Here is a 25,487-nt window from a genome sequence, read left to right as displayed (position 1 = left end):
CATTTTTATTTTTGGCGCTAAAGAACTTCATTTAAAATTACTTTGGTAACTTTTGTTAAATTGAAAGGTAACTCATGGATGCCAAAAAATTTAGCGTGGCTTATTTCATTATTATCAACGAATATCTGGTTTACTTTTTCCTTAATGGTAAAAAGTGAAATTACGTTAAATACTTTATCACCGTTAGGACATACATAGTAAAATTGAGGGCCGGAGAATACTTTTAATAAGGTCATGTTATTCACTTTAATACCTAATTCTTCGAGGATTTCCCTTTTGGCGGTTTCTTCAAAAGATTCGCCAGGTTCCATGAAACCGCCGGGTAATCCCCAATTATTGCTGTCCATTCTTAGGATAAGTAATATTTTTGAATTTTGATCAGTAAATAATACACCTGCGGAGTTCAAAATTAAAGGGGAATTTCCTACAAGTTTTCTTATATCTTCTATATAACCCAGGGAAACCACTCCTTATTTTATACATAAATTAATGTGTCATTTTAATGTGTATTTTTGTCCAACTGTAAATAGAAGTGGTTATTTTTATGGTTCGAGAAAACCTAATTTATCTTATGCCGTTAGTAATAAAAGGGTTTATTTCCGGTTGTTAATGGAAATTCTAAAGGAACATTAATTTTATTGGTTTGTTGTACAGATCCATATGTTATAAATTGAATTCTAAACTCTTCATTTTAGAGCACAAAAAGCGAAAATATCTATCTAATTGTTTAAATTATTCATAGTGAAAAAAGAATACCGTCATTCTAAGGATAAAAGTTGCCTTCTTTTTGAAATATAGTCATGTTTATGAAGGTATCATCAGTGTCTTTCATTTCTTTTCCTCATTCCACTACCGTCATATTATTCCAAACATATTTTGATAACGTTTAGTTATATAAATAAATAACTCTAGAGATAATTCCTCATTCACAATATTCTCAACAGGTAACACAATTACAGTTATTGATTTTGTCTCTAGTATTAATCCATCCCTTAACATATAACTTTCCCAAATTACAGATTAGTTTACAGAATCTTTAGTAGGGAAAAGTTGGAGAGTGATTCAAAAGCAGGTAAAACTCTGGTAAAATAAACTTACTCAAAACTAGGAATATTAGTTCATATTTATCAAAAGATTCATTTTTATATAAGACAATTGACCTAAGAACCTTTGTGGAAATGACAATTTTATTAGTTTCAATTTTCATAAAGAAGGGTTAGGTATAAAGTGGGGAAATCAATCTATTTTTTTGTTATTTTGTTTTGCCTTTTATACGTTTTGGGATTGAGGTGAGGATGAAGTGATTGATAGAGCTTTTGGAAAGCGACTAGTTGATTATTTTTTTTGACTATTTGGATTTCTCTTTTATTCCCCCATATATTTCAACACATCTTTTGGTAAATACACAATATTATATTATTCAACTTGGTAGGTATTTACGGAAATTCCAGCTTAGACGAATTATCGCAATAAATTAATATTTTTAAAGGAGTATATGGGTTTCGTGGTCTATGTCAACACTTTCGAATCAAAATGATTTAATATGCAAATATATTAATACTTAATTGATAAGGCAATTGGTGGTATTCATCATCCTCAGAATAGAGAGTATATAAGTACAAGTGATTTAGCAGCCTTGATCGCCAATGCCATTAATAGGAGATTAATTCTTTCTCCTTTTTTTAGGTAAATTATTTTTATTGACTAGAAATGTAAAGGTTAACAGAAAATTATTTGGTAATTTAGTTTATGATCAGCAGTTCTCTAATCTTAATTTTGTATCTACCGAAAACGCTAAATCCATTGAGTTAAGTGAAATGGATTGGTCCTAGGTAAGGAAAATAAGGAAGCGATAGAATGAGCTTTTTATACGTTATTGCAGGTGTTCTAATCTTTATTTGGTTAATTTGGATCTATCAAATGATTATCGGGTTATGGGGATTAACCTCCCCTAATTTACTACAAGGCACTAATAATTTTAGAAAGTTTGCTATCCTAATTCCGGCTCATAATGAGGAAAAGGTGATAGGGAATTTAATTAATAGTTTAATAGCCCAAGCATACCCAAAAGATATGTATGAGATTATAGTTTCTTGTGATCATTGCTCCGATGATACTGCAAACGTTAGCAGAGAATTAGGGGTTAAGGTCCTTGAAAGAGAAAATAAAGCAACAAAAGGGAAGACATGGAACGTGCAATGGGCTTTATCAAAAATAAATATTCATAAATTTGATGCAGTCTTATTTTTTGATGCAGATAATATAGTCGATCGTCATTTTCTTTCCAAAATGAATGATTTATTAGAATGTCATCCTAATGTTCAAGCAATACAAGGTTATTTGGAAACGAAGAATAGTAATGATTCATGGATTTCCCAGTTATATGCAGTAACCTATTGGTTTCAGAATCGCTTTTGGAGTTATGCTCGTTCTAAAGCTGGGTTATCGGTCATGCTCGGCGGGACCGGCATGCTGATTACTTCAAACTGTCTAAAAGAATACGGATGGCGCCAACAGTCCTTAGTTGAAGACTTAGAGCTTTCTGCACAGCTCATTCTATCAGGAGAAAGAATTTATTATAATTTGGATGCCATAACCTACGATGAAAAGCCAATTGACGCCCGCAGCTCTCGTAAACAACGTTCCAGATGGCTACAGGGGATTGTATGGGTGTTTCGAAAATTTGGGTTTACGGCATTAAAGAAGGCTTTAATGGAATGGAATTTGCAATACTTAGATTTGTTTTTTACGTTGATTTCGCCAGGGAAAACGGCTGTCATTTACTCATTAACTATTTTTTCAATTCCTTTATTTTTGACTTTTTTCTTTGATGTTTTTTTTCTAAAGTTTATTAGTTTTATTTGGATAAGTACAGCAATTATACAATCGTTATTTATTTTTGTTATTAGCCCTTCTTTTCGTTTTAAGAAGATTACATTTAAATATGTTTCCTTATTCCCTCATATTATCTGGTACTCCATAAAGTGGCTGCCAGCCTTTTTAAAAAGCATATGGTCATGGAAAAATCAAAAAACTTGGGTGAAAACGGAGCATGTAAGTAACATTACAATAGAAGAAATTGATGACCAAAAGGAGTCTGCAGTATGAAAGCATTGTTGAAACAAAAGTCATTCTTTTTTTTGCTTATTATTTTAGCTTTAATAGTAGTTTACACTAAAGGCATATCTCCATTATTTAATTCGGTATTTCTCGTTACTGAGGGTTTAGTGATCTTTTCTATTTGTTACAATACCATTATTAGTGTGCTTGGTTTACGAAGGCAAAAAAGGTTAACCATAAAGGAACCGGCATCCAAGTTTGCTATTGTCGTAGCAGCACATAATGAAGAGGCTGTAATTGGTGAGTTAGTTAAAAACCTAAAAACACTTCACTATCCAAATGAACTTTATGATGTTTATGTAATTTGTGATAATTGTACAGATAAAACAGCGAAGGTTGTTAGAGAAAATGTAGCTGTTGCCATGGAGCGCTTTAATGATAAAGAGCGCGGAAAGGGGTATGCTCTTAAATGGATGTTTGACCAGTTGTGGAAGCTAGAGGAGGAAGGGACATCCTATGATGCGGTTGTCGTTTTAGATGCTGATAATTTAGTCAATCAAGACTTCCTATCTTTTATGAATACCAAACTTCTGGAAGGATATGAGGTATTACAAGGGTATTTAGATTCTAAGAACCCCAAGGATACATTAATAACCAAGTCTTATGCGATATCGTATTGGTCGAATAACCGAATGCGTCAATTATCAAGACAAAATTTAGGCTTAAGTGCACAGCTTGGCGGCACAGGTTTTGTAGTAAAAACCAATGTATTAAAAGATTTAGGATGGAATGCAACATCTTTAACTGAAGATGTAGAATTTACACAGCTATATATCCTACATAAAGGTCTTCCTGTTTGTTGGGTACATGAGGCTATTGTCTATGATGAAAAGCCGCTGACTTTTATCGCAGCCTGGAGGCAAAAATTACGGTGGATGAAGGGGCATGCTGACTGCATGTTTCGGTTAACAGGTCCGATTATGAAACAGGCTATTCTAAAACGTAGTTTACTTCATTTTGACTCTGCCTTATATTTGTTATCACCTTCTAGAATTGCTTTAAATTTAGTAGTTTGGATGTTTGCATGTCTTTCATTTTTTAACCTTAGACCATCATATTCAATTTGGAATATCATCGTTAGTAATGATACTTTTAGCTATTTTTATTTATTTTTATTACTTGGTATATATGGTATTCCATTTATAGGATTAATATTAGAAAGAAAATACAGGGAAATACATTGGACGATTCCTACTTACTTTTTAAATTTGCTGTTTATTCCCTTATCCATTCTTGGAATAGTTAATAGACATGATAAAGTCTGGTCTCACACGAAACATACGAGAAGTATTTCGATTGATGAGATTACGAAGGAATAAATTTAATGCTAAATCCTCTACGGTCAAACATAGTCATAGAGGATTTTTTCTAGTTTTCTATATTAACTAGGGAGGTATCATCGTTAAAACAAAAAGTATAACCTATTGTTCCTTGTTGCCATTAGTGGTTTATCTTTTTTATTTATGTTATTTTCTTATATTATTATCAGTACCTTTCAAGCATTCGATTCCGGCTTGGTTGGTTGAAATTACGAAGAATTTTATACAAATATTAATCGTTGCGTTCATTATTAATTCTCCTTACCAGGAATGTTCACCAAAGAGTATTAAATAGAATAAAAGAGTCTTCGCCGTTGTTTTTAAAGGTTTCGAAATATATCTATATATTATGGCTATTGTCCATATTTAGCTTATTTTCCAGCTATTACTTGGAGTATTTTCAGAGTCTGCAAGATTCATTAACCACTTTTAGATGGATACTAGGAGACATAAGTATTTATTTAGCCGGGGCTTTATATTTATTTTTAATATATCTAATTATGTTCACACTAATTGGCAATATACATCTTAGTTCGGTTTTAACAACAATCTCTATTCTAGCAATTGGTATTGTACATTTTACGAAATTAAGTGTAAGAGTAGAGCCTTTATATCCAACCGATTTTAGCCATGTGACACAGATTAAAGACGTTATTCCTATGATTAGTGAATATCTTTCTATTAATAAGCTTATTATTTTTTTTATTTCTCTTATTATCATTTTATACTTTGTGAAACTGTTGCCAAAAATAAAAATCCGTTTATGGGAAGGATTATCCTTTTAGTAGTAACGGCTGCATTACTTTTTTCATATACATTTTATTCGAAGACCTTTATGAAAAAGTTAGTTGATAAAGCCAATATAGAGGTTGTTGATTGGAATCAGATAGAAAATTATTCGAAAAATGGTTTTATATTTGGTTTCATATCAAATATGCAAAATGACGCATTTGATGAACCAAAGGGATATACAAAGAAAAATGTTCTAGCCATAACTGCGAAGTATAATAGGATGAACGTGACCAATAAATGTAAACAAATTGAACAGAAACCGAATAATATTTACCTTATGAGTGAAGCCTTCTGGGATCCTACGGAGCTCTCGGCTTTTCATTTTAGTGAAGACCCTATGAAAAATCTTCGAAGGTTAATGGGGAAATATACCTCGGGATACAATCTATCTTCTTCTTTTGGCGGCGGCACTGCCAATGTCGAGTTTGAGCGTTAACAGGGTTTACTAATTATTTCTTTAAGGTAGGTACAGTTCCGTACCAATACTTAATTGATAAGAAAACATTTATCCCAACAATCGTTAGCAATTTGGAGAATCAAGGCTATGACTCTATGGCCATTCACCCTTATAATAAAATTTTTTATAAGAGAAATATAGTCTATAAAACATTTGGATTTAATCACTTTTTCGATATGAACACAATGAAATAATAAGGAAAAAGCAGGTCCCTATATATCTGATAATTCCTTATCTAAAGAAATAATTGATAAAGTAAAAAGCGAGCAGAAGCCAGTTTTTATTCATGCAGTTTCAATTCAAAACCATTTTGACTACCTGCCTGGCCGCTATCCGGAGAATACTGTGAAGGTATCCGGTCTTTCATCTAAATTTAATGAGAAACTGGCGGTTTATTCTGAGGGAATAAAGCAAGCTGACCAAGCGCTTCAGCAATTGGTGGAGAAATTGAAAAGTCGGGTGAACCAACTATTGTTGTTTTTGAGGGTGATCACCTGCCGGCGCTAGGTCAAAGTTTGGCTATATATAAAGCTGCAAACTATGCCGATACTAAGAATGAAGATTTATATGAAATGGAGTACTCGGAAACGCCATTACTGATTTATTCAAATTATAAATTGGAGAAACAAGAATTACATACATTAAGTCCAGTTTATTTTGGACCGACGGTATTTAAAATGGCTGTCTTAAATACTCCTCCTTTTTATTTGCTGCTTGATAAATTGAAAAAAAATTTACCAGGCCTAAAATTCAATTTGCAAATTAACGGTAATCAAGAATTTGTTACTAACAAACTTACAAAGAAGCAGAAAGAGTTACTACATGATTACGAATTGATTGAGTATGATTTGTTGGTGGGGGAACAGTATAGTAAGAATAATTTATTTCAATGTAGTAATTGGTTTTCAAAAAAGGCAATAGTTTAGGGATTTACGATGAATGCATTTATTGATTTAAATAAGATTATTAATGACAATAGATTAATAATGGCCAATATCGCCATCAACATGACAATCATTGGGTAAACTTCACTGGCTGAAACCAAAAGGATTATTGGTGTCGATTATGGAAGTTTTTATTGAAAAAATATAAGTTTTTAAATATTATGACAGCGATGAAATTACCACGTTTAAAGTGGACCTTCTAGTTGAAATAAATAATGGCTCAAGGACACCCAAGAAGCTTTCCGGAAATATGATCAATTACTTTAATACCTTTAATAGTGATACCCAGATCGCCTTTGAAGGAATCTTTGGCCCCATTTCTGTAGTTTATGAATATTCAGCTAAACTAAATAAGAACAGAAGAAAGTTATATTCACATGATCCGTATTACTACAGAAAAAGCCCAAATGGCATTTATAACATTTCCTTTGAATTCTTTCACCTATTTAGAAGCACAGAACTTCAGGTTCAAAGAACAACCTTCTTCAATTTCTATTAGTATGAACCTATCAAACTTCAATAAAAATAGTTCTTTTGAACTAATCTTATGGAGTTAATTTCAAATTAGATTTATTATTATATGGTACTTCATTTTTTTAGTAAATAATCAATAATAATAGGAAGTGATATTTTTTGGAAAATTCTTTGCGTTTTACTGGAAGAAAAAAGTATCTTGATAATTTTTTTGACTTTTTTAATAATGCAAACAAACAAATGACAATATTGACCTACTATGGCGTAGGGGGGATTGGAAAATCTAGTTTAAAAGATGAAATTGCCCAAAAGATAAAAGCGGACCATCCTAAAACACTTCAAATACATATCGATTTTAAAAATCGGGGAATTGATTCCCTTGCCAATGCTTTAGCCATTATAAGCAGTAATTTAAAACAAACCTATAAAGATATTGACTTTCCGCTATTCTATTTTGCGGATGAAATCTATCGGGCCAAAATTAGTCCGTATAACACTTACAATCGGAACTTAAATATTAAACTGCTTGAAGGCGGTGACTACACTGAAAATGTTATAAAGGAAATTGCGGATCAGATAAAGGATACAGGTAAAGAATTCGATTTAATACCAGGGGTAGGGCTGTTAACAAAAACAATAAACTTTTTAAGCATTGGTTACAAAAAATTAACCGATTGGAGAACATTTCGTGGCATTGATTTTATAAAAAGATTACCGAATATGCAGCCAAATGACATTGAAAATCATCTATTAGAACTTTGGTCCATGGATTTACGAAGATATTGCCTTAAAAAGAAAGTGGATGCCATTTTTATCGTAGATACATTCGAGAAATATCAATACATGGCAGAAAGATATGCTGATATCCACGGCAATTATACATGGATGGAGAAACTAGTTAAAAATTTCCTGGAATTTGAATGGTTAATTTTCGGCAGGGACCCAATTATTTGGATAGATACGGAATTAAAAAAGGCATCCAAGACTCCTCAACCAATTGATCACCTTTTAAAAGAAGAAGTACAGGCTCTCCTTGACTTATATTATATTAAAAATGTAGAAATGCAAGATTGTATTTTTGAAGTAACCAATGGAATTCCGTTGTACGTTATGTTGTGTATTGAAACCTACAATAAGATTGGGTTAAAAAGGACGCCCACTATTGAAGATTTCCTAAATAATAAAGAGAGTGTTGTTAAAAACTTTTTAAATCACTTGGACAAGCCTGATAGAGAGACACTTAAATTATTGTCTGTTTTGAGAAGGTGGAATACTGAACTGGCAAACCATTTGGTAAAAGAACATCCTACCGGCATTTCGACCATCTCAATTACAGAGTTATTTCAACATTCCTTTATTACAAAAGCTCCCTTGGAAAACATGTGGTACATGCATGACCTAATGAAAGAATCTTTAGAAGAGCAGTTAAAACAGGAAAATGAAGACCTATATAAACGGATTAACAAGACAGTTTTTTCTTACTATATGGAAAAATTAAAAGTTGCACAATCGACCCAACTTCCGGTTAATACTGAATTAATGTATGCCCTGATTGAAGGGGCCTACCATGGAGGCAAAACTGAAAATATCGTATTAACTTATTTAGAGTTCCAGCCTTATAATAGTTATTTTATTAATAATGGAGAGTTTTCTGCTCCTATTCAGGTTTTGGAAATGTTTAAAGCCTTCATACCTAATGGGATTTTCTCTTACATGTTATTAAATGATCTGGGTGACTTTAATATTCAAATCCAAGACTATGAGCAAGCAAAGAAATATTTAACAGATAGTATTGATAAGCTCTCCAGAGAAAATGATGATAATTCTTTATCATTGTTAGCAAGAGGCCATCAACACATGTGTACACTATATCAAAAAATGAACCAATTAACAGACGCATTTGAGGAAATTTCTAAGGCTTTAAATTGTTATCAAAGAATGGAAGATCAAAATAATACCGCTAATCCGAAATTTGCTAGTATTGTGTTAGATTATTTATCAATAGAAATGGCATTAGGATTTCCTGGTGAGTTCCATGAGCTTAAAACTCTATTTAAAAATGCAATTACCGTTCTCGACGAAGATAGCGCCGAAATTGGGAGACACTACCATAATTTTGGGAGTTTCTATGCTTCTCATGGTAAAACAGTTGACGCAATTTCTTATTATACTAAAGCCAATAATGTTGGTGAACGTTTATATCCGGAACATCCGGATTATGCTCACCACAGGTTAATGCTCCAACATTCGATGTTACTTTATCCACCTACTACTGAACAGATAGTCGAAAAAGAGTATATACAGAGTATGGGGATTTTGGAAAAATTCGGCATAAGAAACATTTATACTGTATATGGCTATTATGGCTTGTATAATATTTCCTTAAGAAAGGATAATCTTCCAGACGCAAAGAAGAATCTAGAAGAATGTATAGCTTTATTAGAGGAAATAAATGGGGATTCGAGTTTGCTGACGGAATGTTATTATAAATTGGGATTAATCTATAAAAATGAGCCCAATACTCCCCAAGCAGAGGAGTATCTAAGGAAAACATTTCGAAGAATCAGGAGTAGAAAAGAATCTCTAACTCCTGAATATTCTATTCAGATTATCAATGATTACCTGCAACTACTAAACAACTTAAAAAAGTATCGATCAATGATACCTGTCTATGAACAACAATACAAACAGCTTAGGAGGGTATTCAGTCCGAATCATCAAAAGGTCATTGATATACTAAAAATAATCTTAACCTTATCAAATACCTACAAGGATTCCAATAGGGTAGCAAAATATAAGGAACTATACCGCAAATTGACAAACGAGTCCTAATAAAGAATTTAATCCCCCGATGCCTTTTCAATTTAAGTATCGGGGACTTACTGGTAGATAAAATTTGTATTGTGTATCAGATTTTAGCCCTAATTGAAAACAATTGTTTCTTTAGTATTTAGTTTTGGTGCCTGTCACCGCCCGTATTTTGTCGAATCGAGAGGTGTTACTAATGATGGCACTCTTAGAAAGGAGATCCAAAAAGAACGAATCAATTGTTTGAATCACCTGTTAGCAAGTATCAAAGAGAATGGAGTAACTTAATTTCAATTGTAATTTTTCTCGCATTCGAACCCCACACTACCAGAATTTTGGGGTTATCTAGGACTTAATTGTTTTGTGGAAAAAAGCCATCAAACATTCACATCTTATTGAAAAAAAGGCTGTCCATATATCCCCTTATTCCATATATGTACTATGAAGGGAATAATAGGTGAAGAAGGGACTGGTTGCGGATGGCTAAGTATCGAATGGTGCGTACTAATTTTTGGACGAATCCAGTTGTTTCAGAGGAGATGAGCCCGGAGGATAAGTATTTTTATCTTTATCTGCTGACGAATCCCAATACAACTCAAATTGGAATCTATCAAATAACGAAAAAGCAAATGGCTTTTGATTTAGGCTATTCCATCGAGAGTGTGCATGCGTTAATGGAACGGTTCATCCATCATCATCTGTTGATTCGATACAATCCAGAAACAAGAGAACTTGCGATTAAAAACTGGGGGAAAGATAACCTGCATGCATGCGGGAAACCAGTAATAGATTGTATCGTTTCCGAACTGAAAGAGGTTGAGGATCACTCCCTTATTCAATATGTTGCGGAATCCATTCAGAAACAGGAAATTCGCAGCCTCTTTGAATCTTTTTGTGAACAAGAAGAGAGAAGTGTCGATAAGGGCGAAAGAGAACAGGATGAAAATGATACATATAAAATCCAATATGAAGAAATGGACGGGTCGTTCACGTCTCGTCATACGATACGTGGACAAAAAGAAAAAGAAAATAAAAAAGAAAAAAAAAACAACAACAAAAAGTTTTTAACCCATATCGTGAGAACCACCCTGAGATAGAGAATCAATTACAGCGTAATCAAAAAACAGATGATGTTAACGAGGTAATTGCTTTTTGGGACTCTAATGGATTTGGTGTTACGAACGTGAATGGGAAACAGCAGCTGTTAGATGATTCTAGCTTTCTACGCCCTAAAGAGGTGATTTTAAAGGCGATGACTATTGCCTGTGCCAATAACAAGCGAAGGCTGAGCTATGTGGTGGGAATTCTGAAAAATCGGCAAAATGAATCGTTACTGACCGTAGAAGAAATCGATTCTTGCCGGAAGATCTATTCCAGATGGGTTTGAATTCGATCTTACGGCTGGGGAAGAGGAGGAGTGTGGCTGAACAATCCTTCTAAATACGTGTGCTTGTCACCGCCTGGAATAATGGTGACAGGCACCACATGAATTTTTTCGAAGATGGATGACTTGTTAGATTGATTACGGCCATTGGAATGTACCACCTCTACCAACCGAATGACAAAGAATGTATCAAAGAATGACAAACTGTTTACCACTGTAATCTATCTGGTGATAAAGGATATAAACGATAGTTCTGAGAATCAAAATGTTATAAAAAATTGGATTGACTTTCAATAAGATCAGTCTTCTGCAAACGGTCCAGATTAACTCTTATATTATAGTAGTAGATAATTACTGCGCAACAAATAATTTCGTTTGTGATAACTTTATTAAAAAGGTTTTATTTATCAGGTGTTCAACAATCGGGATATTTAACGGAATAAAAGATAGGATGGGGCAATGTCACACAAAACTCATTATGGCTAAAATAGATGGTTACGGGTGTTTTATTGAGTTATCAACAAATGGGATTTCAGTGGATATCGAATCTAAAGAAATAGAACTATAAGAAATTTAGTGGATACAGATAACAGTTTACAATATCAATAAAAAGTTAATCTGACTAAAATTGAAGTGAGGATAATTAACTATGGGACAAGTTTTTATTGATGAAAAGGGACCACAGGAAACGATTAGAATTTCAAGAAACTATAGTGATGATAGAAGAATAAGTCTTGGTGATGATTTAATGCGATCTTATGTTGCTGATGTACTTTATATCCCTGAAAGTTCTATAAAGGATATTATCAAAAAATATTCTAAACTTGTAGAAGATTATAGAGAAGAACAAAAAAATAAAGTAAAAAAGGAACTAAAAGGAACTGATATTCTACAGGGGAATTTCAAATTTGGCATTGCGAGTATAAAAAAAGTTAATAGTGATTTCTATCTTAAGTTATTTGATATCCTGATAGAGGCAGACGTTTCTAACTTACTTTTTTCAGTAAATAAAATGTCAATGGTTGTTGATGCCAGACTCACACAATGGATTCTAAAACTTGAATCTAAAAGATTTATTAAATCCGCCATATTGTTGAAATATAGCCTCACAAAATATTGTGAATTAGAAGCATCAGAAGAGGTCATTAAAAATCTTTTCGATCCACAAAAAAAAATTAATGAAATATTATATTCTATTCAAAAAGATTTGAAAGAATTCGTAGCAAAGCACAAAAATAACACTAGAATGAAATATCAATTAGAAGATTACAAAAATATGATAACAATAATTGGGAAGGGGAAACACTTAGCTGATAATTTAGTGTTTGAAAAAGTATCATTTGATTGGGATAAGGTGAGCTTCGATGTTGACTTATGGTTATCCGAGAACAAGTTAAAAGATATATGGCAACCTGAGCAGTCAACGTTAATTCTTGACCAAGGTATACCTTCTGAGCCATTTGAAAAGATTGGATTTGGGAAAGTGCTGGTAGACCAGGATTCTAAAGTTTTCGTTGGATTACAATTAGCAGATATGTTGGTAGTAATAACTGGTAGTTACATTTCTAAACTTATAACTGCAATTCGTTATGATAAAGGGGAACCAGAAAAGCCTAAACATCTTGATAAAGAGTGGTTTGTTCTAGAAGAGCATCAGTTTGACCTAATTTTAAAAATGACACAGTTCTTTTTTGGAAATGACAATACTTACAGTTTCATAGGGGATAGTTACTTTGACGAAACTCTCCTTTTTGAAATATATTGTAGGTATATAAGTTCATTTAGTAGCTATGAGAATTATTATAAAAAGTCAAGTAATTTACATGTTGAAGATATGTTTAAGTATTATATTGCTGCTTCAAATGAAAAATGGAGATTAGGTGTACAAAATGAGTTTTTAACAAGGAATATTTACGGCGATTATATTACTGGAATTAAAGAGGGGGTAATACGGAAGTTATAATATGCGCGGTTTCTATGCTCCTTTTTATTATTCCCACTCCATACAGTCTGTAAATAATTAGAGGTTATTTGACTGAAATTTGGTGATTTTTAGGGCAATAAATTTTTAAAAAGGCACTTGCACCAATCCTACCGCAGATTTTGTACGACATATCAAAGAGGTAGTTGAAAAAGTAAAGCCATCTAAAGAAATGGAAGAAAAATAATGAAAGCAATAGAAATGATATTAAAAATGGAGATTGAGGTGAAGTAAAGGTGCTTTACTTCAGTTAGGATATTCAGCAATCGGGCGCTATTGTTGCATAAACAATTAGAAAAACAATAGATAAATTTATTGGGCAGTACAAATATACTATTCAATAGAATATGATACTCCACAATCGGCGTGATTGATGACCAAAAGCCTAAGTCCTCGGTAAAAATAAAGAGGATTTAGGCTTTTTTATTTCAAAATTAGTTGGCGTTTTTCTATTGGTAAATACTTTTACAGCAAGTGGTACATTTCGTTGCAACTGCTGGTAAAAAACATGGCAGAGATGGTACATTCTTGTGGCTGTAATCATGAGATTAATTGGGAGTGGTAGACATTCCTAATTTCACATGTTCAATAGCCTTTGTAACAACAATGATACAAATGAATAAGGACAGACCGCCTTTAAGAGGAGTCTGTCCCAAATTCAGTGTACCCTCCCCACTAGGGGACTGGCATCAACTATTCGAATGTAAGGTATTACCCAGTTGGCAGCTTCATTTTACCTAGGATGGTGGAAAAGTAATTTTTGACCGTACCATTTGTTTTTCTTTGCTGATGATGGGTATTTAATATTTGATCATCAGCAAGAGAATCTACCAGGTCTCCTTCATCATCAATTAGTTCGGAGGCATAAATCCGCTTTCCTTTCATAATACAGCGAATCGAACGGGTTAACTCTTCACTTGGGTTATCCTTTAATAAATATCCTTTTACATTCGCTTTTAATGCCATTCTGAAATAACCTTTCCGAGCAAAGGTCGTTAGAATGATTACTTTGCATCCAGACGACACTAACTCCTCAGCTGCCTTAAGTCCGTTCATTTCAGGCAGATTTCGGCTATAGGAATTTATCACCACTGCCATCCTTTGTACCACTCTTTGACAAAGAATTTACAAGCCCCGCCCACTCTTTACCAATAAAAAGCTCCTCTTATTACAATGTGTTTCTAGAGGTGCTTTTTTAATGGTTTCAATTCATATGTTAACCTTTGAAGAACTCCCGTATAATTTTCCATGCTCTTTCATAGATATCCTGGTTAGTACATTCATATGGAAATGGTGTAACCATCAAGTGGAATTAAACAGTTTTCATAAATTACGATTCAACAATTTGATTATTGAATATATCCTAAATTCGCGTGCATGAGGATTACATGCACAACAGTCTGTAGCAAGGGAAACCTAATGTCACGTCCAAAAAGAGTATGGTTTTCCAACTGTTATTATCATGTTGTCTGTAGAGGAAATCGCCGTGATCCGCTTTTTCGAAATGCCGGTGATTATCAAGCCTTCCTTCATATCTTCCATCAACTCCATGAAAAATTCCCTTTTGTTATGGCCTCCTATTGTTTAATGAATAATCCTTAACATCTGCAAATGAGGTCAAAGGAATATTCACTATCGAAACTGATGCTGCTGATTAATAAACGATACGCTAATTACTATAATACAAAATACCGTTTAACCGGTCATGTGTTTGAGAAACGATATTATGACAAAGTAATTGAGGATAGAAGGGTGCTTGCGGTCAGCCGTTATATTCATTTAAACCCTGTAGAAGCCAAAATAACCAAGAAACCCGTACATTATCCATGGATCAGCTATTATTTATAATATATATTTAGCTGCCGTTCCACCCTGTTTATGTATTTAGGAAGCCTGTTGGTCTATTACGAAGGGGCAGGGGAATAGAAGAGTGTAAGATATTGTAGATGTTTAGTAGAAAAGGGCAGTGATATCACTGCCTTTCCATCCTGGTCAATATCAAAATAAAATCCTGTGCCTATCACCACTCGAATTAATCAGTCATGAATTTATATCTTAATACTGCAGCGAGTCCTGCACCATGTTTGAAGTCGCCAACTTTGATTAACGTTTTTAGTTCTTCCATGGTCAGTTTATGTAATTCAATTTTCTCGCTGTTTTCAAGCTTTTGTTCAGTAGGAACGAGACCAGCCGCGGCAAACAAGAATATCTCCTCTGTCGTTGAACCTGGGGATGGATAGAAGCTTCCTAATTCAAGCCAGTGCTCGGCTATATAGCCTGTCTCCTCTTCGAGCTCTCTTTTCGCTGTTTCCAGGGGTGACTGATCGGACTCCTCAATCATTCCAGCGGGCAGTTCCCACTGCCAGCTTCTTAATGTGTGGCGGTATTGCTTTAGACAAATAACTTCTGCTTCCTCAGTAATTGGAAGGACACAAACCCCTTTGGCAAAATCTAAATATGAAAATGTCTTTTCCTCTCCATTGGGAAGAACAACCTGATCAACCGTAACCTTAAAGCGATCCACTTTCTCTGTATTTGATGAACGAATATTCCATTCCATTAGGCTCACCTCTCATTTAGTATATGTACATTGTACTTGATTGGATAGTTTATTGGTAAATCTAATGGGGAAGCAGACTGAAAGCTGTTAAACAAACGTTTGAATTTTATTTATCATTAAGGATATAGTAGGTGGATTCAAAAGGAGGAAGGAATTCCTTTTCGAGTATGGTAGACTTTTTAGTTCTATTGAAGTATTAAATAGAATTTACAATAATTTGGTATCAGGTGATAAAGCTGTAGCCATAACGGTAAAGCAAGAGAAGCGAATTTTTCTTGCGGGCAAGTTTTTTCATCAACCAAATAGTTTCCGGAATATAAAATCCATTATGATCCATAAAGGAATAGACAAAATAATGCCCCAAAGACAGCTAAAGCAGCTAATCGAATTTGTTACGGATCGTTTAGGACATGATAAGCGCTACGCCATTGACCCTAAACCTATTAAATAGATCTGGAACCTTTGAAATTATTTTCTTAGGTTCCACTATAATTTTAATTAGAATATTGGTGCCTGGTCACCGCCCAAATTTTGTCGAAGCTTGATCTGATTTATTATGGGTATTATTTGGTTGGATAGAGTTGCAACTGAATATATCATTTTCCGCCTTTCAAATACTCTTCTTTTTTCTCCGCCCAGTTCATAATCGCCTTAATTACTTCTATGAATTCATAGCCGGGAGGAGTCAGTTCGTACTCCACTTTTTTCGGGGCTTCTTCTATAACACGTTTCCTTAGCAAACCTTCTAATTCCAAATCTTTTAATCGCTCGGATAGCAGCCTGTCCGAAATCCCATCAATGGTATGAAGGAGTTCATGGTAGCGCTTCGGTCCCTCTAATAGTTGATAAATGATGATCCCCGTCCAGCGTTTTCCGATAAATTCAATCGCGAGCCGGTACGTTTGGCAGGGTGATTCATTGATTGGCTTTTGCTCATTTGCATTCCTGTTCATTCGCTCAAACCTCTTTTTCTACTTTTCTTAATCATACCATATTGTAAACTACTTGACAGATAGCACTTACTAAAAGTAAGCTTGAATTGCACTTACTAAAAATTAGTTCAAATAACAGGAGGAATTCAAAATGTCTGAAATGATTACTACCTTAATTAAAGAACGGCGTTCGGTTAGGAAATACGATCCGAATTTTAAAATCAAGGAAGAGGAGATTTTGGAAATGCTGAAGGAAGCAACATTAGCACCTTCTACAAGTAATTTGCAGCCGTGGGAATTCATTGTTTTCCTAAATCCCGAAGAAAGGAAGGACTTGCGGGCGATTGCATACAATCAGGAGCAGATTGAAACCGCTTCAGCCGTCATCGCGGTATTAGGGGATAAAGAATTTTATAAAAATATCGATTCGGTCTATGACAGCATGTCGGAGGCAGGGTATATTGATGCCTCAAGCAAGGAAATACTCGTCGGCAATGCAAAAAGAACTTATCCATATGCACCTGAAGAAGTACGCAAGAACTTAGCAACGTTTGACGCCGGCCTAGCCGCAATGCAATTAATGTTGATCGCTAAGGATCGGGGCTATGCTACAGGGCCAATGGGCGGCTTTGATAAGGCTAAGTTCTCTGAGCGCTTCAATGTACCTGACCGCTATTTCCCAATTGTCCTGATTACGCTAGGTAAAGAAAACGCACCAGCTTATCAGACAACACGCCTCGCCATAGAGGATAAAGTAAAGTTCATTTAAGTGCCTGTCACCGCCCAAATTTTGTCGAAGATTGATGCTTGTTAGATTAATAGGAAGTGGTAGACATTCCTTTATCTCCTTCAAATCTTGAGTTAATCAACTTCATATGTTCAATGGGCTTTTGATACCGTGTCCCCCTGAAATGAAGAAAGGACAGACCACCTTTAAGAGGAGTCTGTCCCAAATCCAGTGTACCCTCCCCACTAGGGGGCTGGCACCAACAATTCGATTGTAAATTATTACCCAGTTGGAAGCTTCATTTTATCCAAGATGGTTGAAAAGTAATTTTTGACCGTACCAATTGTTTTTCTTTGCTGATTATGGGTATTTATTATTTGATCATCAGCAAGAGAATTGACCAATTCCTCTTCATCATCCATTAGTTCGGAGGCATAGATCCGCTTTCCTTTCATAATACAGCGAATCGAACGGGTTAACTCTTCACTCGGGTTGTCCTTTAATAAATATCCTTTTACATTCGCTTGTAATGCCCTTCTAAAATAACCTGTCCGAGCAAAGGTCGTTAAAATGATTACTTTGCATCCAGTCGATACTAACTCCGCAGCTGCCTCAAGTCCATTCATTTCTGGCATCTCGATATCCATGATACATACATCCGGTTTTAATCGGTGTACTAGGGAAAGTGCTTCTTCTCCGTTCTTTGCCAGCCCGACCACTTCCATATCCTCTTCCAAATTGAGCAAGCTGCCAATTGTCCCTAACAGTAATTCCTGATCCTCGGCAATGACAATTCGAATCATTTGATGTTCTCTCCTTATCTGACAGCTGCCGTGAAGTTATAGCTCGGTCTTCACTTGGGCAGGAACACTGTTCTTCATTAAATGTTTCACATCTTTGAAGGTGACAAAATTCTTGTTCTTCTCATCCCATAAACGGAAACGGAGTGATTTCAAGCTTGTTGCAAGCGTAATGGTCGGTACATTTTTTAAAGGAAGTGTATTATTGTGTGCTTCTTCGAGTTTATAGTTTGGTACCCTTGGACTTAAGTGGTGCACATGGTGAAAGCCAATATTTCCTGTGACCCATTGTAAGATTTTCGGAAGCTTATAGAAGGAACTTCCTTCAACTGCCGCTTTCACATATTCCCAATCCTTATCTTCTTCAAAATAAGAATCTTCAAATGTGTGCTGGACGTAAAACAACCAAATACCTGCTGCACCTGAAATCATGAATATGGTACCTTGAACAAATAGGAAAGACTGCCAGCCGATTGCCCAAGAGAGCAATGCCGCTAGAACAAGGATTAGAATATTCGTTAAATAGGTGTTATTACGCTCCTTTTGTCGAGCGCCTTTTCTGTTAAATCTATTTTTTAAAAGAAACACGTAAATCGGTCCTAATACAAACATCACGAAAGGATTACGGTAAAAACGGTATGCTAAACGAAGTCTCAGCGGTGCCGCTAAATATTCATCCACTGTAAGGGTCCAAATATCGCCTGTTCCCCGCTTATCCAGGTTCCCGCTTGTCGCATGGTGAACAGCATGATCGTGCCCCCATTGGTCAAATGGAAATAACGTTAAAACACCTGTAAATGTTCCAATTATTCGATTGAGGCGACGGCTTTTGAAAAAGGAATGATGGGTGCAATCGTGAAAGATAATGAAAATCCTTACTAAAAAACCTGCCGCTAATATAATCGGTACTAATGCTAACCAATAAGAAACGGAAAGGCTTACATACCCAAGGTACCAAAGAATAATAAAGGGCCCTACCGTATTGATGATTTGCCATACACTTTCCTTTGTTGTTGCTTTTTCAAAGGGCGCTACTTGTTTTTTTAAATCTTTTGTATTTTGTAAGGTCATGATTTGAATTCCCTTCTTCTTTTGTTGTAATTCCAAGTATAGAGGAAGAGAATTGTCTTTGTAAGGAGTAGTTGTCATGTATGGGACATGACAAATGTCATATATCGGGGTCAGACCCGCACTCATGTTACGTAATTATTTGGGAAGCAATGACTTTGAGGCGCTAGGGGCTGCATACATTACTTGTTTGTTATAATCTAAAACGGTTCATAGAAAATTGCCGATCTTTATGTTCCTTATAGAGCTTTTCAACCATGTCTTGTTGGATAGCCTCTTCAACACTTATCTTACGTTTTTTAATGGTTATCGTAAGGAATAGAATATTTATTGTCATTTCCGTGGTCCTCCTTAAAAAATATCCTCTTTTTTCACTCGGTACAATGTCCTTGTAGTTATTGGAAATAATTTCCGTTACCATTATTATAAGAGTGAAATCAATTTCTAAAAAGTGAAATTACTTTCTTTTTTTTTCCTCTTTTTTATCTGTTGCGGGTTAATGTAGGATAGAATTAAATTATTGGGAATAAAAAGGGATTAATGATGGAGATATTCTATGCATATAGCCGAACATTATTTTAGACTCTATAACCATTTGTATACAGACAGTAGTGAACTGACATGGGAAATAACCATTTCAGAAATTGCAAACATCCTTTTCTGTTCAAACAGGAACGCTAAATATATTATTAAAGAGTTAAAAGAGCTTGGATGGATTGATTGGACGCCATCACCGGGACGAGGCAAATCCTCGAAGTTGATTTTTCTAAAGTCCCCCGAATCAATCTTTTTCCAATTAGCTGAAGATAAAATCGCTAATGGGGATTTTACTTGGTGCTTTAATCAATTAAATTATTTTTCACCCCTTACTCGAGAGAAGTTTTTTACTTTGATTAAAGACTTTTTTGGCTTCCATGAAAATACTCAAAATCATAAAACAATCGATTTATTAAGGTTACCATTTCCAGCAAGCTTTTTGGAATTGGATCCACTCAATGAACAATCCGCTGAAGAGATTCAACTAATAAACCATATTTTTGATACAGTAGTCAGATTTAATACAAAAGATCATAAGGTTGATCCCCATATAGCACACCACTTTGAATTCGATTCAACGGGAACCAAATTATCATTATTTTTGAGAAAAAGCGTTTTCTTCCATAATGGAAAAGAGCTTGACGGATATGATGTTAAGTATTCTTATGAGAGAATTAAATATGATACAAAACCGAGTCTATTAAAAAATATTTTTACCAATATTAAAGATATTTCTGTTCCACATCCTTATATTGTCATAATCAAGCTTTTTGAACCAAATCACTTGTTCTTACATTTTTTAGGATCGTTCGAAACATCTATTATCCCGCATAACATAATAGATGAGTCAGGTAAGAAATTTTTTACTAAACCAGTTGGGAGTGGTCCATTTAAAGTTACTGAAAATAATGGAAAGGGATTAACATTAGAAGCTCACTCTATTTATTTTAAAGAAAGACCTTTATTAGATAGAATCGAATTTTGGTGTATTCCTGAAATTGTTTATTATGATACAACTATTTCAACTAATCTTTCACCTATTCAATTCACAGAGTTAAAAGAACTTGAAAAAGGTGCAGCATTTTTATCTTTTAATCTTAGAAAACCAGGGATTTGTCAAAGTAAAGACTTTCGAAGGGCCATTCAAAGTGGGATAAACAAAGTTAGCTTAGCAGAACTTAGTGAAGGAAGTGTTGCAACGGATTATTTTTTGAGTAATGATCGTTATAAAAATTCCTTTAATCCTGCCTTGGCAAAAAAATATATGGAACGTGCCGGCTATTGCGGGGAAAAGATTACTCTTGTTACCTTAGAAGGTAAACAATATGAAAATGGAGCAAACCTAATAAAGAAGCAGCTTCATCAATTGGGAATATACTTAGAAGTGAAAATTATTAAATATAGAGAATTATGGAATGAAGAGATTATTCTGATCGGAGACATCTTTCTTCTAAAGGAACTGGCACCTGATAATCTGGAAATCGACTTAATTACAATCTTAAATTCAAATAATTCCATTATAAAACACCTGTTAAATAAAGATGTTTCAGAAAGAATCAACAGGATTTTAAATCTAATTTATCGGGAATTTTCGATAAGCAGAAGATATGTTCAATTCAAAAGGATTGAGCGGCTTCTCCTTGACGAAGCTGCTGTCATTTTCCTTACAAGAGGGCGCCGACGTTTTTTATTTTTTTCTTCAATGGATGTTTCATTACAAGGAGATGGAATCAATTATAACAAGTTATGGCTAAAGCCGAATACTTAATACAGGTGCCTGGTGTCACCGCCCAAGTAACCTATTAAATAGATCTGGAACCTTTGAAATTATTTTCTTAGGTTCCACTATTATATTAATTAAAATAATGGTGCCTGGTCACCGCCTCATTTTTGTCGAAGACTGATAGGATTTATTATGGGTATTTTTTGGTTGGATAGAGTTGCAACTGAATATATCATTTTCCGCCTTTCAAATACTCTTCTTTTTTCTCCGCCCAGTTCATAATCGCCTTAATGACTTCTATGAATTCATAGCCGGGAGGAGTCAGTTCGTACTCCACTTTTTTCGGGGCTTCTTCTATGACACGCTTCCTTAGCAAACCTTCTAATTCCAAATCTTTTAATCGCTCCGATAGCAGCCTGTCCGAAATCCCATCAATGGTATGAAGGAGTTCATGGTAGCGCTTCGGTCCTTCTAATAGTTGATAAATAATGATCCCCGTCCAGCGTTTTCCGATAAATTCAATCGCTAGCCGGTACGTTTGGCAGGGTGATTCATTGATTGGCTTTTGCTCATTTGCATTCCTGTTCATTCGCTCAAACCTCTTTTTCTACTTTTCTTAATCATACCATATTGTAAACTACTTGACAGATTGCACTTACTAAAAGTAAGCTTTAATTGGACTTACTAAAAATTAGTTCAAATAACAGGAGGAATTCAAAATGTCTGAAACGATTACTACCTTAATTAAAGAACGGCGTTCGGTTAGGAAATACGATCCGAATTTTAAAATCAAGGAAGAGGAGATTTTGGAAATGCTGAAGGAAGCAGCATTAGCACCTTCTACAAGTAATTTGCAGCCGTGGGAATTCATTGTTTTTCTGAATCCCGAAGAGAGGAAGGACTTGCGGGCGATTGCATACAATCAGGAGCAGATTGAAACCGCTTCAGCCGTCATCGCGGTATTAGGGGATAAAGAGTTTTATAAAAATATCGATTCGGTCTATGACAGCATGTCGGAGGCAGGGTATATTGATGCCTCAAGCAAGGAAATACTCGTCGGCAATGCAAAAAGCACCTATCCATATGCACCTGAAGAAGCACGCAAGAACTTAGCAACGTTTGATGCCGGCCTAGCCGCAATGCAATTAATGCTGATCGCTAAGGATCGGGGCTATGCTACAGGGCCAATGGGCGGCTTTGATAAGGCTAAGTTCTCAGAGCGCTTCAATGTACCTGACCGCTATTTCCCAATTGTCCTGATTACGCTAGGTAAAGAAAACGCACCAGCTTATCAGACAACACGCCTCGCCATAAAGGATAAAGTAAAGTTCATTTAATTCGGGTACCTGTCATTTGAGTTCCAGTCACCACCCGAATTTTGCATAAGATTGATAGAATTTTTGTATGTAGAAAATGCAGCATAGTTTTAGGTGCCTGCCACCATAGCCATCAAGTTAACGGCAGTCAAAAGTTCTTTTTGACTGCCGTTAACTATTTTTCTGTTTAAGAGCATAGTTAAATAAGCCTATTAAATTTCAATTTTTTAATGGCATTTGGGCAGCCTTTTTAGAATTGTTCCCGTATGTTAGAACTAAATGATTACGGCCACAGGATTTTACCACCCTTGCCATCTTTTTTACCAATATACGCCAGAGGATTCACCATACATCGCCAATATATTTACCAATGATAGCTCAACAGGATAGTAAGAAGCCCAAAATATGTATTTGAGTGAATAAAATAATGCATACCTTGGCTTTAGTCATATATAAGGTTGTTTTACTAACGCACCCTTAAGTTTAAGTACTTTTTTCACAATCTCTTTTATCTAAATTCGTTCAGATAATCAGTTTAGGTACGATTTTTTGTCCAATACGATAAACTGTAAAAAAGCGCCCTGCGGATTTGCAGGGACACTTCCTTTTCATAAAGTTTTTCCTGAAATGTTTAAATAACAACAACGCTGGCACAGTTGTAGCCGTTATAGTAGCCATCATAGTATCCACTATAGCAACCACCACATCCTCCACAACCACCACATCCACCACATCCAAAACAGCCAAAACAACGAAAACCCCCACAACGAAAACCCCCACAGCGAAAGCCCCCGCAACGCATTCCGCCTCCGCAACGCATTCCGCCTCCACAACGCATTCCGCCACCGCAACGCATTCCGCCAAAATGACGCGGATCCTGGCTCTGTGAATAGATTGGAGCTAACTCACCAACTTGAAAAGGATCAATTCCCAACCCTTTAAGATCATTTTGGAAATTCTGCATTTTTACCTCCCCTTTCTTTTAATTAGGTAAAACCTGAATAGAGAATTGAACAGTAAATTGTCAGTTTTGCGTCAAAACATCCGATAATCTGTGTACGCTCCTTAACAAATTATGATTTCTCTTAGGTCCCTGTTACTAAATAAAAAGCCTATTTCACAAGTGGGTCAGTTCTTCTGTCCCATTCCGTGTGGTCCAAGGGGTCGGTTCTCCTGTCCCATTCCGTGTGGTCCAAGGGGTCGGTTCTCTTGTCCCGTTCCGTGTTGAGGTCTCCCTTTTTGATGCGTGCTGGTATTGGACTGTATTCTATAGATTTGGTGACAGAACGGTCTGATAGGAACCTTCCATTATGTCTTTAAATGTCTGAAGGGAGGATTCCTTCTTTCTCTCTAGACAACCGTCTCTTTCCAAGCGATTTAAGAATGGATCAGTGTCGTAGTTGTATAGCCCATTGTCGTCCAACAGTTCCTTATCACAGTTGGTGTCAGGCACCAAATTTTCTTTCCAAGGTTCCTCGTCATGAAGCTGGTTAAACTTTTTGCTTAGGATGCCAAAGAAATAGGCAATTGGATTTTTTACATGATTTGTGGATTTCATTTTTCGAATCAGCTGCTTAAAGGAATCAATGGCGATGGCCAACATTTGCTTTGGTTCATTGGCGCAATCTTCGCGATGGGCAGCAATCTTGGTCATATGCCAATACTCTTCGATGGTATTGGCTTCCGAGAAGATCACTCTAACTAGCTCAACAAATGGTTTAGGAACCCGGTTGCTGACATAAGTGTGATCTAATTCGATTTCAGCTGCTGACGGTTCTTCTTTACGTTTATTAATCTTTTGATTTTTTTCAGTTTTTAAAGGATTACTAGTTTCTTTTTGCTGGCTCATTTGCTTTGGTGGTTCATTTGGAAAACGATTGAGCACATACACGTTGCTGGACTGCCAGCCGTTTTGTTTTTCAGTTTCATAGACGGTGAAGATGCCTAACTCTTTTGCTTTATGGATCATCCGTTTAAAGGTAGAGCGGGAAATGCCATTGCCGTTGTATTCTTTGTGGATGGCAGCTACCATGGTGCCAATTTTGGCATTACAGACGCCAGGGAACTTGGCGGAGAATCGAACCAGCTGCTTAAAGCCGATGATTTCCCCTTTAGTAAATGTATCTTTGTGGCCCGACAGCCACATTTCCATATGTCGGTTAAATTCTGCAAGACTAGTGAACTGGGAGTATTCTTTGAAATTTTCAATGGAGCCGGATTTTAAGTTGTTCATAAAACTCAGGTCCTTTCCCTCGGTAGGTTCATTTGGTTTGATATGCGGTTCAGGTAGGCACCTTTAAAATACCGAGTTTGGATGAGTTTAGCGAATGACCATAATTCTATTTTGAAGCCGTTTTTGATGTGAAAAGAACAAAATAGCCCTCAAAAATACTATTTTGGAGCCGATTTTTGCAATTTCGTGTGTTTTTGATATGAATTTTTTACTTTCTTTCTTGGATTATGGACGCGATATTTTTAGTTTCATTATCAAGCGTAGTAGGAGAGGGTAATGTGAAAATAGTAAAATTTTATGTCGGTTAGGTTA

General features: G+C 35.4%; 21 protein-coding genes and 3 pseudogenes. 13 read left to right on the top strand and 11 right to left on the bottom strand.

Annotated features, from left to right (window positions below; translation table 11 throughout):
• Positions 1-17: 17 nt before the first annotated feature.
• Positions 18-407 (bottom strand): NUDIX hydrolase, encoded by a 390-nt coding sequence (locus A6749_RS10620; protein WP_161487136.1) that lies wholly within the window; start codon positions 405-407, stop codon positions 18-20.
• Between the two features lie 1,450 nt (positions 408-1,857).
• On the opposite strand from A6749_RS10620, the gene A6749_RS10615 reads away from it, so the two are divergent.
• The 8 genes and pseudogenes from A6749_RS10615 (at position 1,858) to A6749_RS28885 (ending at position 11,301) form a co-directional block, all read left to right on the top strand.
• Entirely contained in the window at positions 1,858-3,108 is a 1,251-nt protein-coding gene (locus A6749_RS10615) for a glycosyltransferase family 2 protein (RefSeq protein WP_066389178.1), read from the top strand.
• On the top strand, positions 3,105-4,439 hold the full coding sequence (locus A6749_RS10610) for a glycosyltransferase family 2 protein (RefSeq protein WP_066389176.1): 1,335 nt from the start codon (positions 3,105-3,107) through the stop codon (positions 4,437-4,439). Before A6749_RS10615 ends, A6749_RS10610 begins: the two co-directional genes overlap by 4 nt.
• An 835-nt stretch (positions 4,440-5,274) precedes the next feature.
• Positions 5,275-5,667 (top strand): hypothetical protein, encoded by a 393-nt coding sequence (locus tag A6749_RS10600; protein ID WP_066389169.1) that lies wholly within the window; start codon positions 5,275-5,277, stop codon positions 5,665-5,667.
• 53 nt (positions 5,668-5,720) lie between these two features.
• Positions 5,721-5,882, top strand: a complete 162-nt coding sequence (locus A6749_RS29385) for a sulfatase-like hydrolase/transferase (RefSeq protein ID WP_407937527.1) — start codon at positions 5,721-5,723, stop codon at positions 5,880-5,882.
• A 22-nt stretch (positions 5,883-5,904) separates the two neighbouring features.
• Positions 5,905-6,614: pseudogene (locus tag A6749_RS29280) on the top strand (sulfatase-like hydrolase/transferase).
• 651 nt (positions 6,615-7,265) lie between these two features.
• Positions 7,266-9,938: a tetratricopeptide repeat protein gene (locus A6749_RS10585; RefSeq protein WP_066389162.1), complete on the top strand. Its 2,673-nt coding sequence runs from the start codon at positions 7,266-7,268 to the stop codon at positions 9,936-9,938.
• A 455-nt stretch (positions 9,939-10,393) separates the two neighbouring features.
• Positions 10,394-11,011 carry a hypothetical protein gene (locus A6749_RS28890; protein ID WP_066389160.1) on the top strand — a complete coding sequence of 206 codons (618 nt, stop codon included), beginning with the start codon at positions 10,394-10,396 and terminating at the stop codon, positions 11,009-11,011.
• 86 nt (positions 11,012-11,097) lie between these two features.
• Entirely contained in the window at positions 11,098-11,301 is a 204-nt protein-coding gene (locus tag A6749_RS28885) for a DnaD domain protein (protein WP_066389155.1), read from the top strand.
• An 8-nt stretch (positions 11,302-11,309) separates the two neighbouring features.
• On the opposite strand, the gene A6749_RS28605 is transcribed toward A6749_RS28885, so the two are convergent.
• On the bottom strand, positions 11,310-11,501 hold the full coding sequence (locus tag A6749_RS28605; RefSeq protein ID WP_169809853.1) for a hypothetical protein: 192 nt from the start codon (positions 11,499-11,501) through the stop codon (positions 11,310-11,312).
• A gap of 446 nt (positions 11,502-11,947) precedes the next feature.
• Between A6749_RS28605 and A6749_RS10570 the strand changes: the two genes are divergently transcribed.
• On the top strand, positions 11,948-13,261 hold the full coding sequence (locus tag A6749_RS10570; protein ID WP_066389153.1) for a hypothetical protein: 1,314 nt from the start codon (positions 11,948-11,950) through the stop codon (positions 13,259-13,261).
• Positions 13,262-13,990: 729 nt separating this feature from the next.
• Here the strand turns inward: A6749_RS10570 and A6749_RS10565 are convergent.
• A pseudogene (locus A6749_RS10565) lies at positions 13,991-14,344 on the bottom strand (DNA-binding response regulator); the annotation flags it as partial.
• Positions 14,345-14,698: 354 nt separating this feature from the next.
• On the opposite strand from A6749_RS10565, the pseudogene A6749_RS10560 reads away from it, so the two are divergent.
• A pseudogene (locus A6749_RS10560) lies at positions 14,699-15,127 on the top strand (transposase).
• A gap of 184 nt (positions 15,128-15,311) precedes the next feature.
• Here A6749_RS10560 and A6749_RS10555 read toward each other — a convergent pair.
• Together A6749_RS10555 and A6749_RS10545 are read right to left on the bottom strand one after the other, a co-directional pair.
• Entirely contained in the window at positions 15,312-15,839 is a 528-nt protein-coding gene (locus tag A6749_RS10555; protein WP_066389140.1) for an NUDIX domain-containing protein, read from the bottom strand.
• Positions 15,840-16,435: 596 nt separating this feature from the next.
• Positions 16,436-16,792 (bottom strand): winged helix-turn-helix transcriptional regulator, encoded by a 357-nt coding sequence (locus A6749_RS10545; protein ID WP_084797794.1) that lies wholly within the window; start codon positions 16,790-16,792, stop codon positions 16,436-16,438.
• Positions 16,793-16,922: 130 nt separating this feature from the next.
• Here A6749_RS10545 and A6749_RS10540 point away from each other — a divergent pair, with 130 nt between their 5' ends.
• On the top strand, positions 16,923-17,540 hold the full coding sequence (locus A6749_RS10540) for a nitroreductase family protein (RefSeq protein WP_066389137.1): 618 nt from the start codon (positions 16,923-16,925) through the stop codon (positions 17,538-17,540).
• A 239-nt stretch (positions 17,541-17,779) separates the two neighbouring features.
• On the opposite strand, the gene A6749_RS10535 is transcribed toward A6749_RS10540, so the two are convergent.
• The 3 genes from A6749_RS10535 to A6749_RS27615 all read right to left on the bottom strand — a co-directional run bounded on the left by A6749_RS10535 (position 17,780) and on the right by A6749_RS27615 (position 19,703).
• The gene (locus tag A6749_RS10535; protein ID WP_066389135.1) at positions 17,780-18,301 is read right to left on the bottom strand and encodes a response regulator; all 522 of its coding nucleotides are present in this window, start codon (positions 18,299-18,301) and stop codon (positions 17,780-17,782) included.
• A 36-nt stretch (positions 18,302-18,337) separates the two neighbouring features.
• Complete coding sequence (locus A6749_RS10530) at positions 18,338-19,369, bottom strand: Delta(5) desaturase DesA (RefSeq protein ID WP_066389132.1); 1,032 nt, start codon at positions 19,367-19,369, stop codon at positions 18,338-18,340.
• Between the two features lie 190 nt (positions 19,370-19,559).
• A complete protein-coding gene (locus tag A6749_RS27615) occupies positions 19,560-19,703 on the bottom strand; it encodes a YrzI family small protein (protein ID WP_084797796.1) in 144 nt (47 codons plus the stop codon).
• 219 nt (positions 19,704-19,922) lie between these two features.
• Between A6749_RS27615 and A6749_RS10525 the strand changes: the two genes are divergently transcribed.
• On the top strand, positions 19,923-21,671 hold the full coding sequence (locus tag A6749_RS10525; protein ID WP_066389126.1) for an ABC transporter substrate-binding protein: 1,749 nt from the start codon (positions 19,923-19,925) through the stop codon (positions 21,669-21,671).
• A gap of 187 nt (positions 21,672-21,858) precedes the next feature.
• On the opposite strand, the gene A6749_RS10520 is transcribed toward A6749_RS10525, so the two are convergent.
• The gene (locus A6749_RS10520) at positions 21,859-22,215 is read right to left on the bottom strand and encodes a winged helix-turn-helix transcriptional regulator (RefSeq protein ID WP_084797794.1); all 357 of its coding nucleotides are present in this window, start codon (positions 22,213-22,215) and stop codon (positions 21,859-21,861) included.
• A gap of 130 nt (positions 22,216-22,345) precedes the next feature.
• On the opposite strand from A6749_RS10520, the gene A6749_RS10515 reads away from it, so the two are divergent.
• Positions 22,346-22,963, top strand: a complete 618-nt coding sequence (locus tag A6749_RS10515; protein WP_066389120.1) for a nitroreductase family protein — start codon at positions 22,346-22,348, stop codon at positions 22,961-22,963.
• A gap of 610 nt (positions 22,964-23,573) precedes the next feature.
• On the opposite strand, the gene A6749_RS29380 is transcribed toward A6749_RS10515, so the two are convergent.
• Together A6749_RS29380 and A6749_RS10505 are read right to left on the bottom strand one after the other, a co-directional pair.
• Entirely contained in the window at positions 23,574-23,906 is a 333-nt protein-coding gene (locus A6749_RS29380; RefSeq protein WP_084797791.1) for a heterocycloanthracin/sonorensin family bacteriocin, read from the bottom strand.
• A gap of 303 nt (positions 23,907-24,209) precedes the next feature.
• Positions 24,210-25,175, bottom strand: coding sequence for a GNAT family N-acetyltransferase (locus A6749_RS10505; protein WP_066389116.1), 966 nt, complete (start codon positions 25,173-25,175; stop codon positions 24,210-24,212).
• Positions 25,176-25,487 lie beyond the last annotated feature (312 nt).

Origin of the sequence: Neobacillus mesonae, assembly GCF_001636315.1 — a bacterium.
GTDB classification, from domain to species: domain Bacteria; phylum Bacillota; class Bacilli; order Bacillales; family Cytobacillaceae; genus Neobacillus; species Neobacillus mesonae.
Note: the sequence above shows the minus strand (reverse complement) of the source record. Positions and strands in the feature narration are given on the sequence as shown.

What these genes read in the sequence shown, in the direction of transcription:
- A6749_RS10525 (WP_066389126.1), top strand. Translation starts at nt 19,923, where the DNA reads ATGCATATAGCCGAACATTATTTTAGACTCTATAACCATTTGTATACA.
- A6749_RS10615 (WP_066389178.1), top strand. Translation starts at nt 1,858, where the DNA reads ATGAGCTTTTTATACGTTATTGCAGGTGTTCTAATCTTTATTTGGTTA.
- A6749_RS10545 (WP_084797794.1), bottom strand. Translation starts at nt 16,792, where the DNA reads ATGAACAGGAATGCAAATGAGCAAAAGCCAATCAATGAATCACCCTGC.
- A6749_RS10555 (WP_066389140.1), bottom strand. Translation starts at nt 15,839, where the DNA reads ATGGAATGGAATATTCGTTCATCAAATACAGAGAAAGTGGATCGCTTT.
- A6749_RS10530 (WP_066389132.1), bottom strand. Translation starts at nt 19,369, where the DNA reads ATGACCTTACAAAATACAAAAGATTTAAAAAAACAAGTAGCGCCCTTT.
- A6749_RS28890 (WP_066389160.1), top strand. Translation starts at nt 10,394, where the DNA reads ATGGCTAAGTATCGAATGGTGCGTACTAATTTTTGGACGAATCCAGTT.
- A6749_RS10570 (WP_066389153.1), top strand. Translation starts at nt 11,948, where the DNA reads ATGGGACAAGTTTTTATTGATGAAAAGGGACCACAGGAAACGATTAGA.
- A6749_RS29380 (WP_084797791.1), bottom strand. Translation starts at nt 23,906, where the DNA reads ATGCAGAATTTCCAAAATGATCTTAAAGGGTTGGGAATTGATCCTTTT.
- A6749_RS10600 (WP_066389169.1), top strand. Translation starts at nt 5,275, where the DNA reads ATGAAAAAGTTAGTTGATAAAGCCAATATAGAGGTTGTTGATTGGAAT.
- A6749_RS10505 (WP_066389116.1), bottom strand. Translation starts at nt 25,175, where the DNA reads ATGAACAACTTAAAATCCGGCTCCATTGAAAATTTCAAAGAATACTCC.
- A6749_RS10535 (WP_066389135.1), bottom strand. Translation starts at nt 18,301, where the DNA reads ATGATTCGAATTGTCATTGCCGAGGATCAGGAATTACTGTTAGGGACA.
- A6749_RS10540 (WP_066389137.1), top strand. Translation starts at nt 16,923, where the DNA reads ATGTCTGAAATGATTACTACCTTAATTAAAGAACGGCGTTCGGTTAGG.
- A6749_RS10520 (WP_084797794.1), bottom strand. Translation starts at nt 22,215, where the DNA reads ATGAACAGGAATGCAAATGAGCAAAAGCCAATCAATGAATCACCCTGC.
- A6749_RS10610 (WP_066389176.1), top strand. Translation starts at nt 3,105, where the DNA reads ATGAAAGCATTGTTGAAACAAAAGTCATTCTTTTTTTTGCTTATTATT.
- A6749_RS10515 (WP_066389120.1), top strand. Translation starts at nt 22,346, where the DNA reads ATGTCTGAAACGATTACTACCTTAATTAAAGAACGGCGTTCGGTTAGG.
- A6749_RS27615 (WP_084797796.1), bottom strand. Translation starts at nt 19,703, where the DNA reads ATGACAATAAATATTCTATTCCTTACGATAACCATTAAAAAACGTAAG.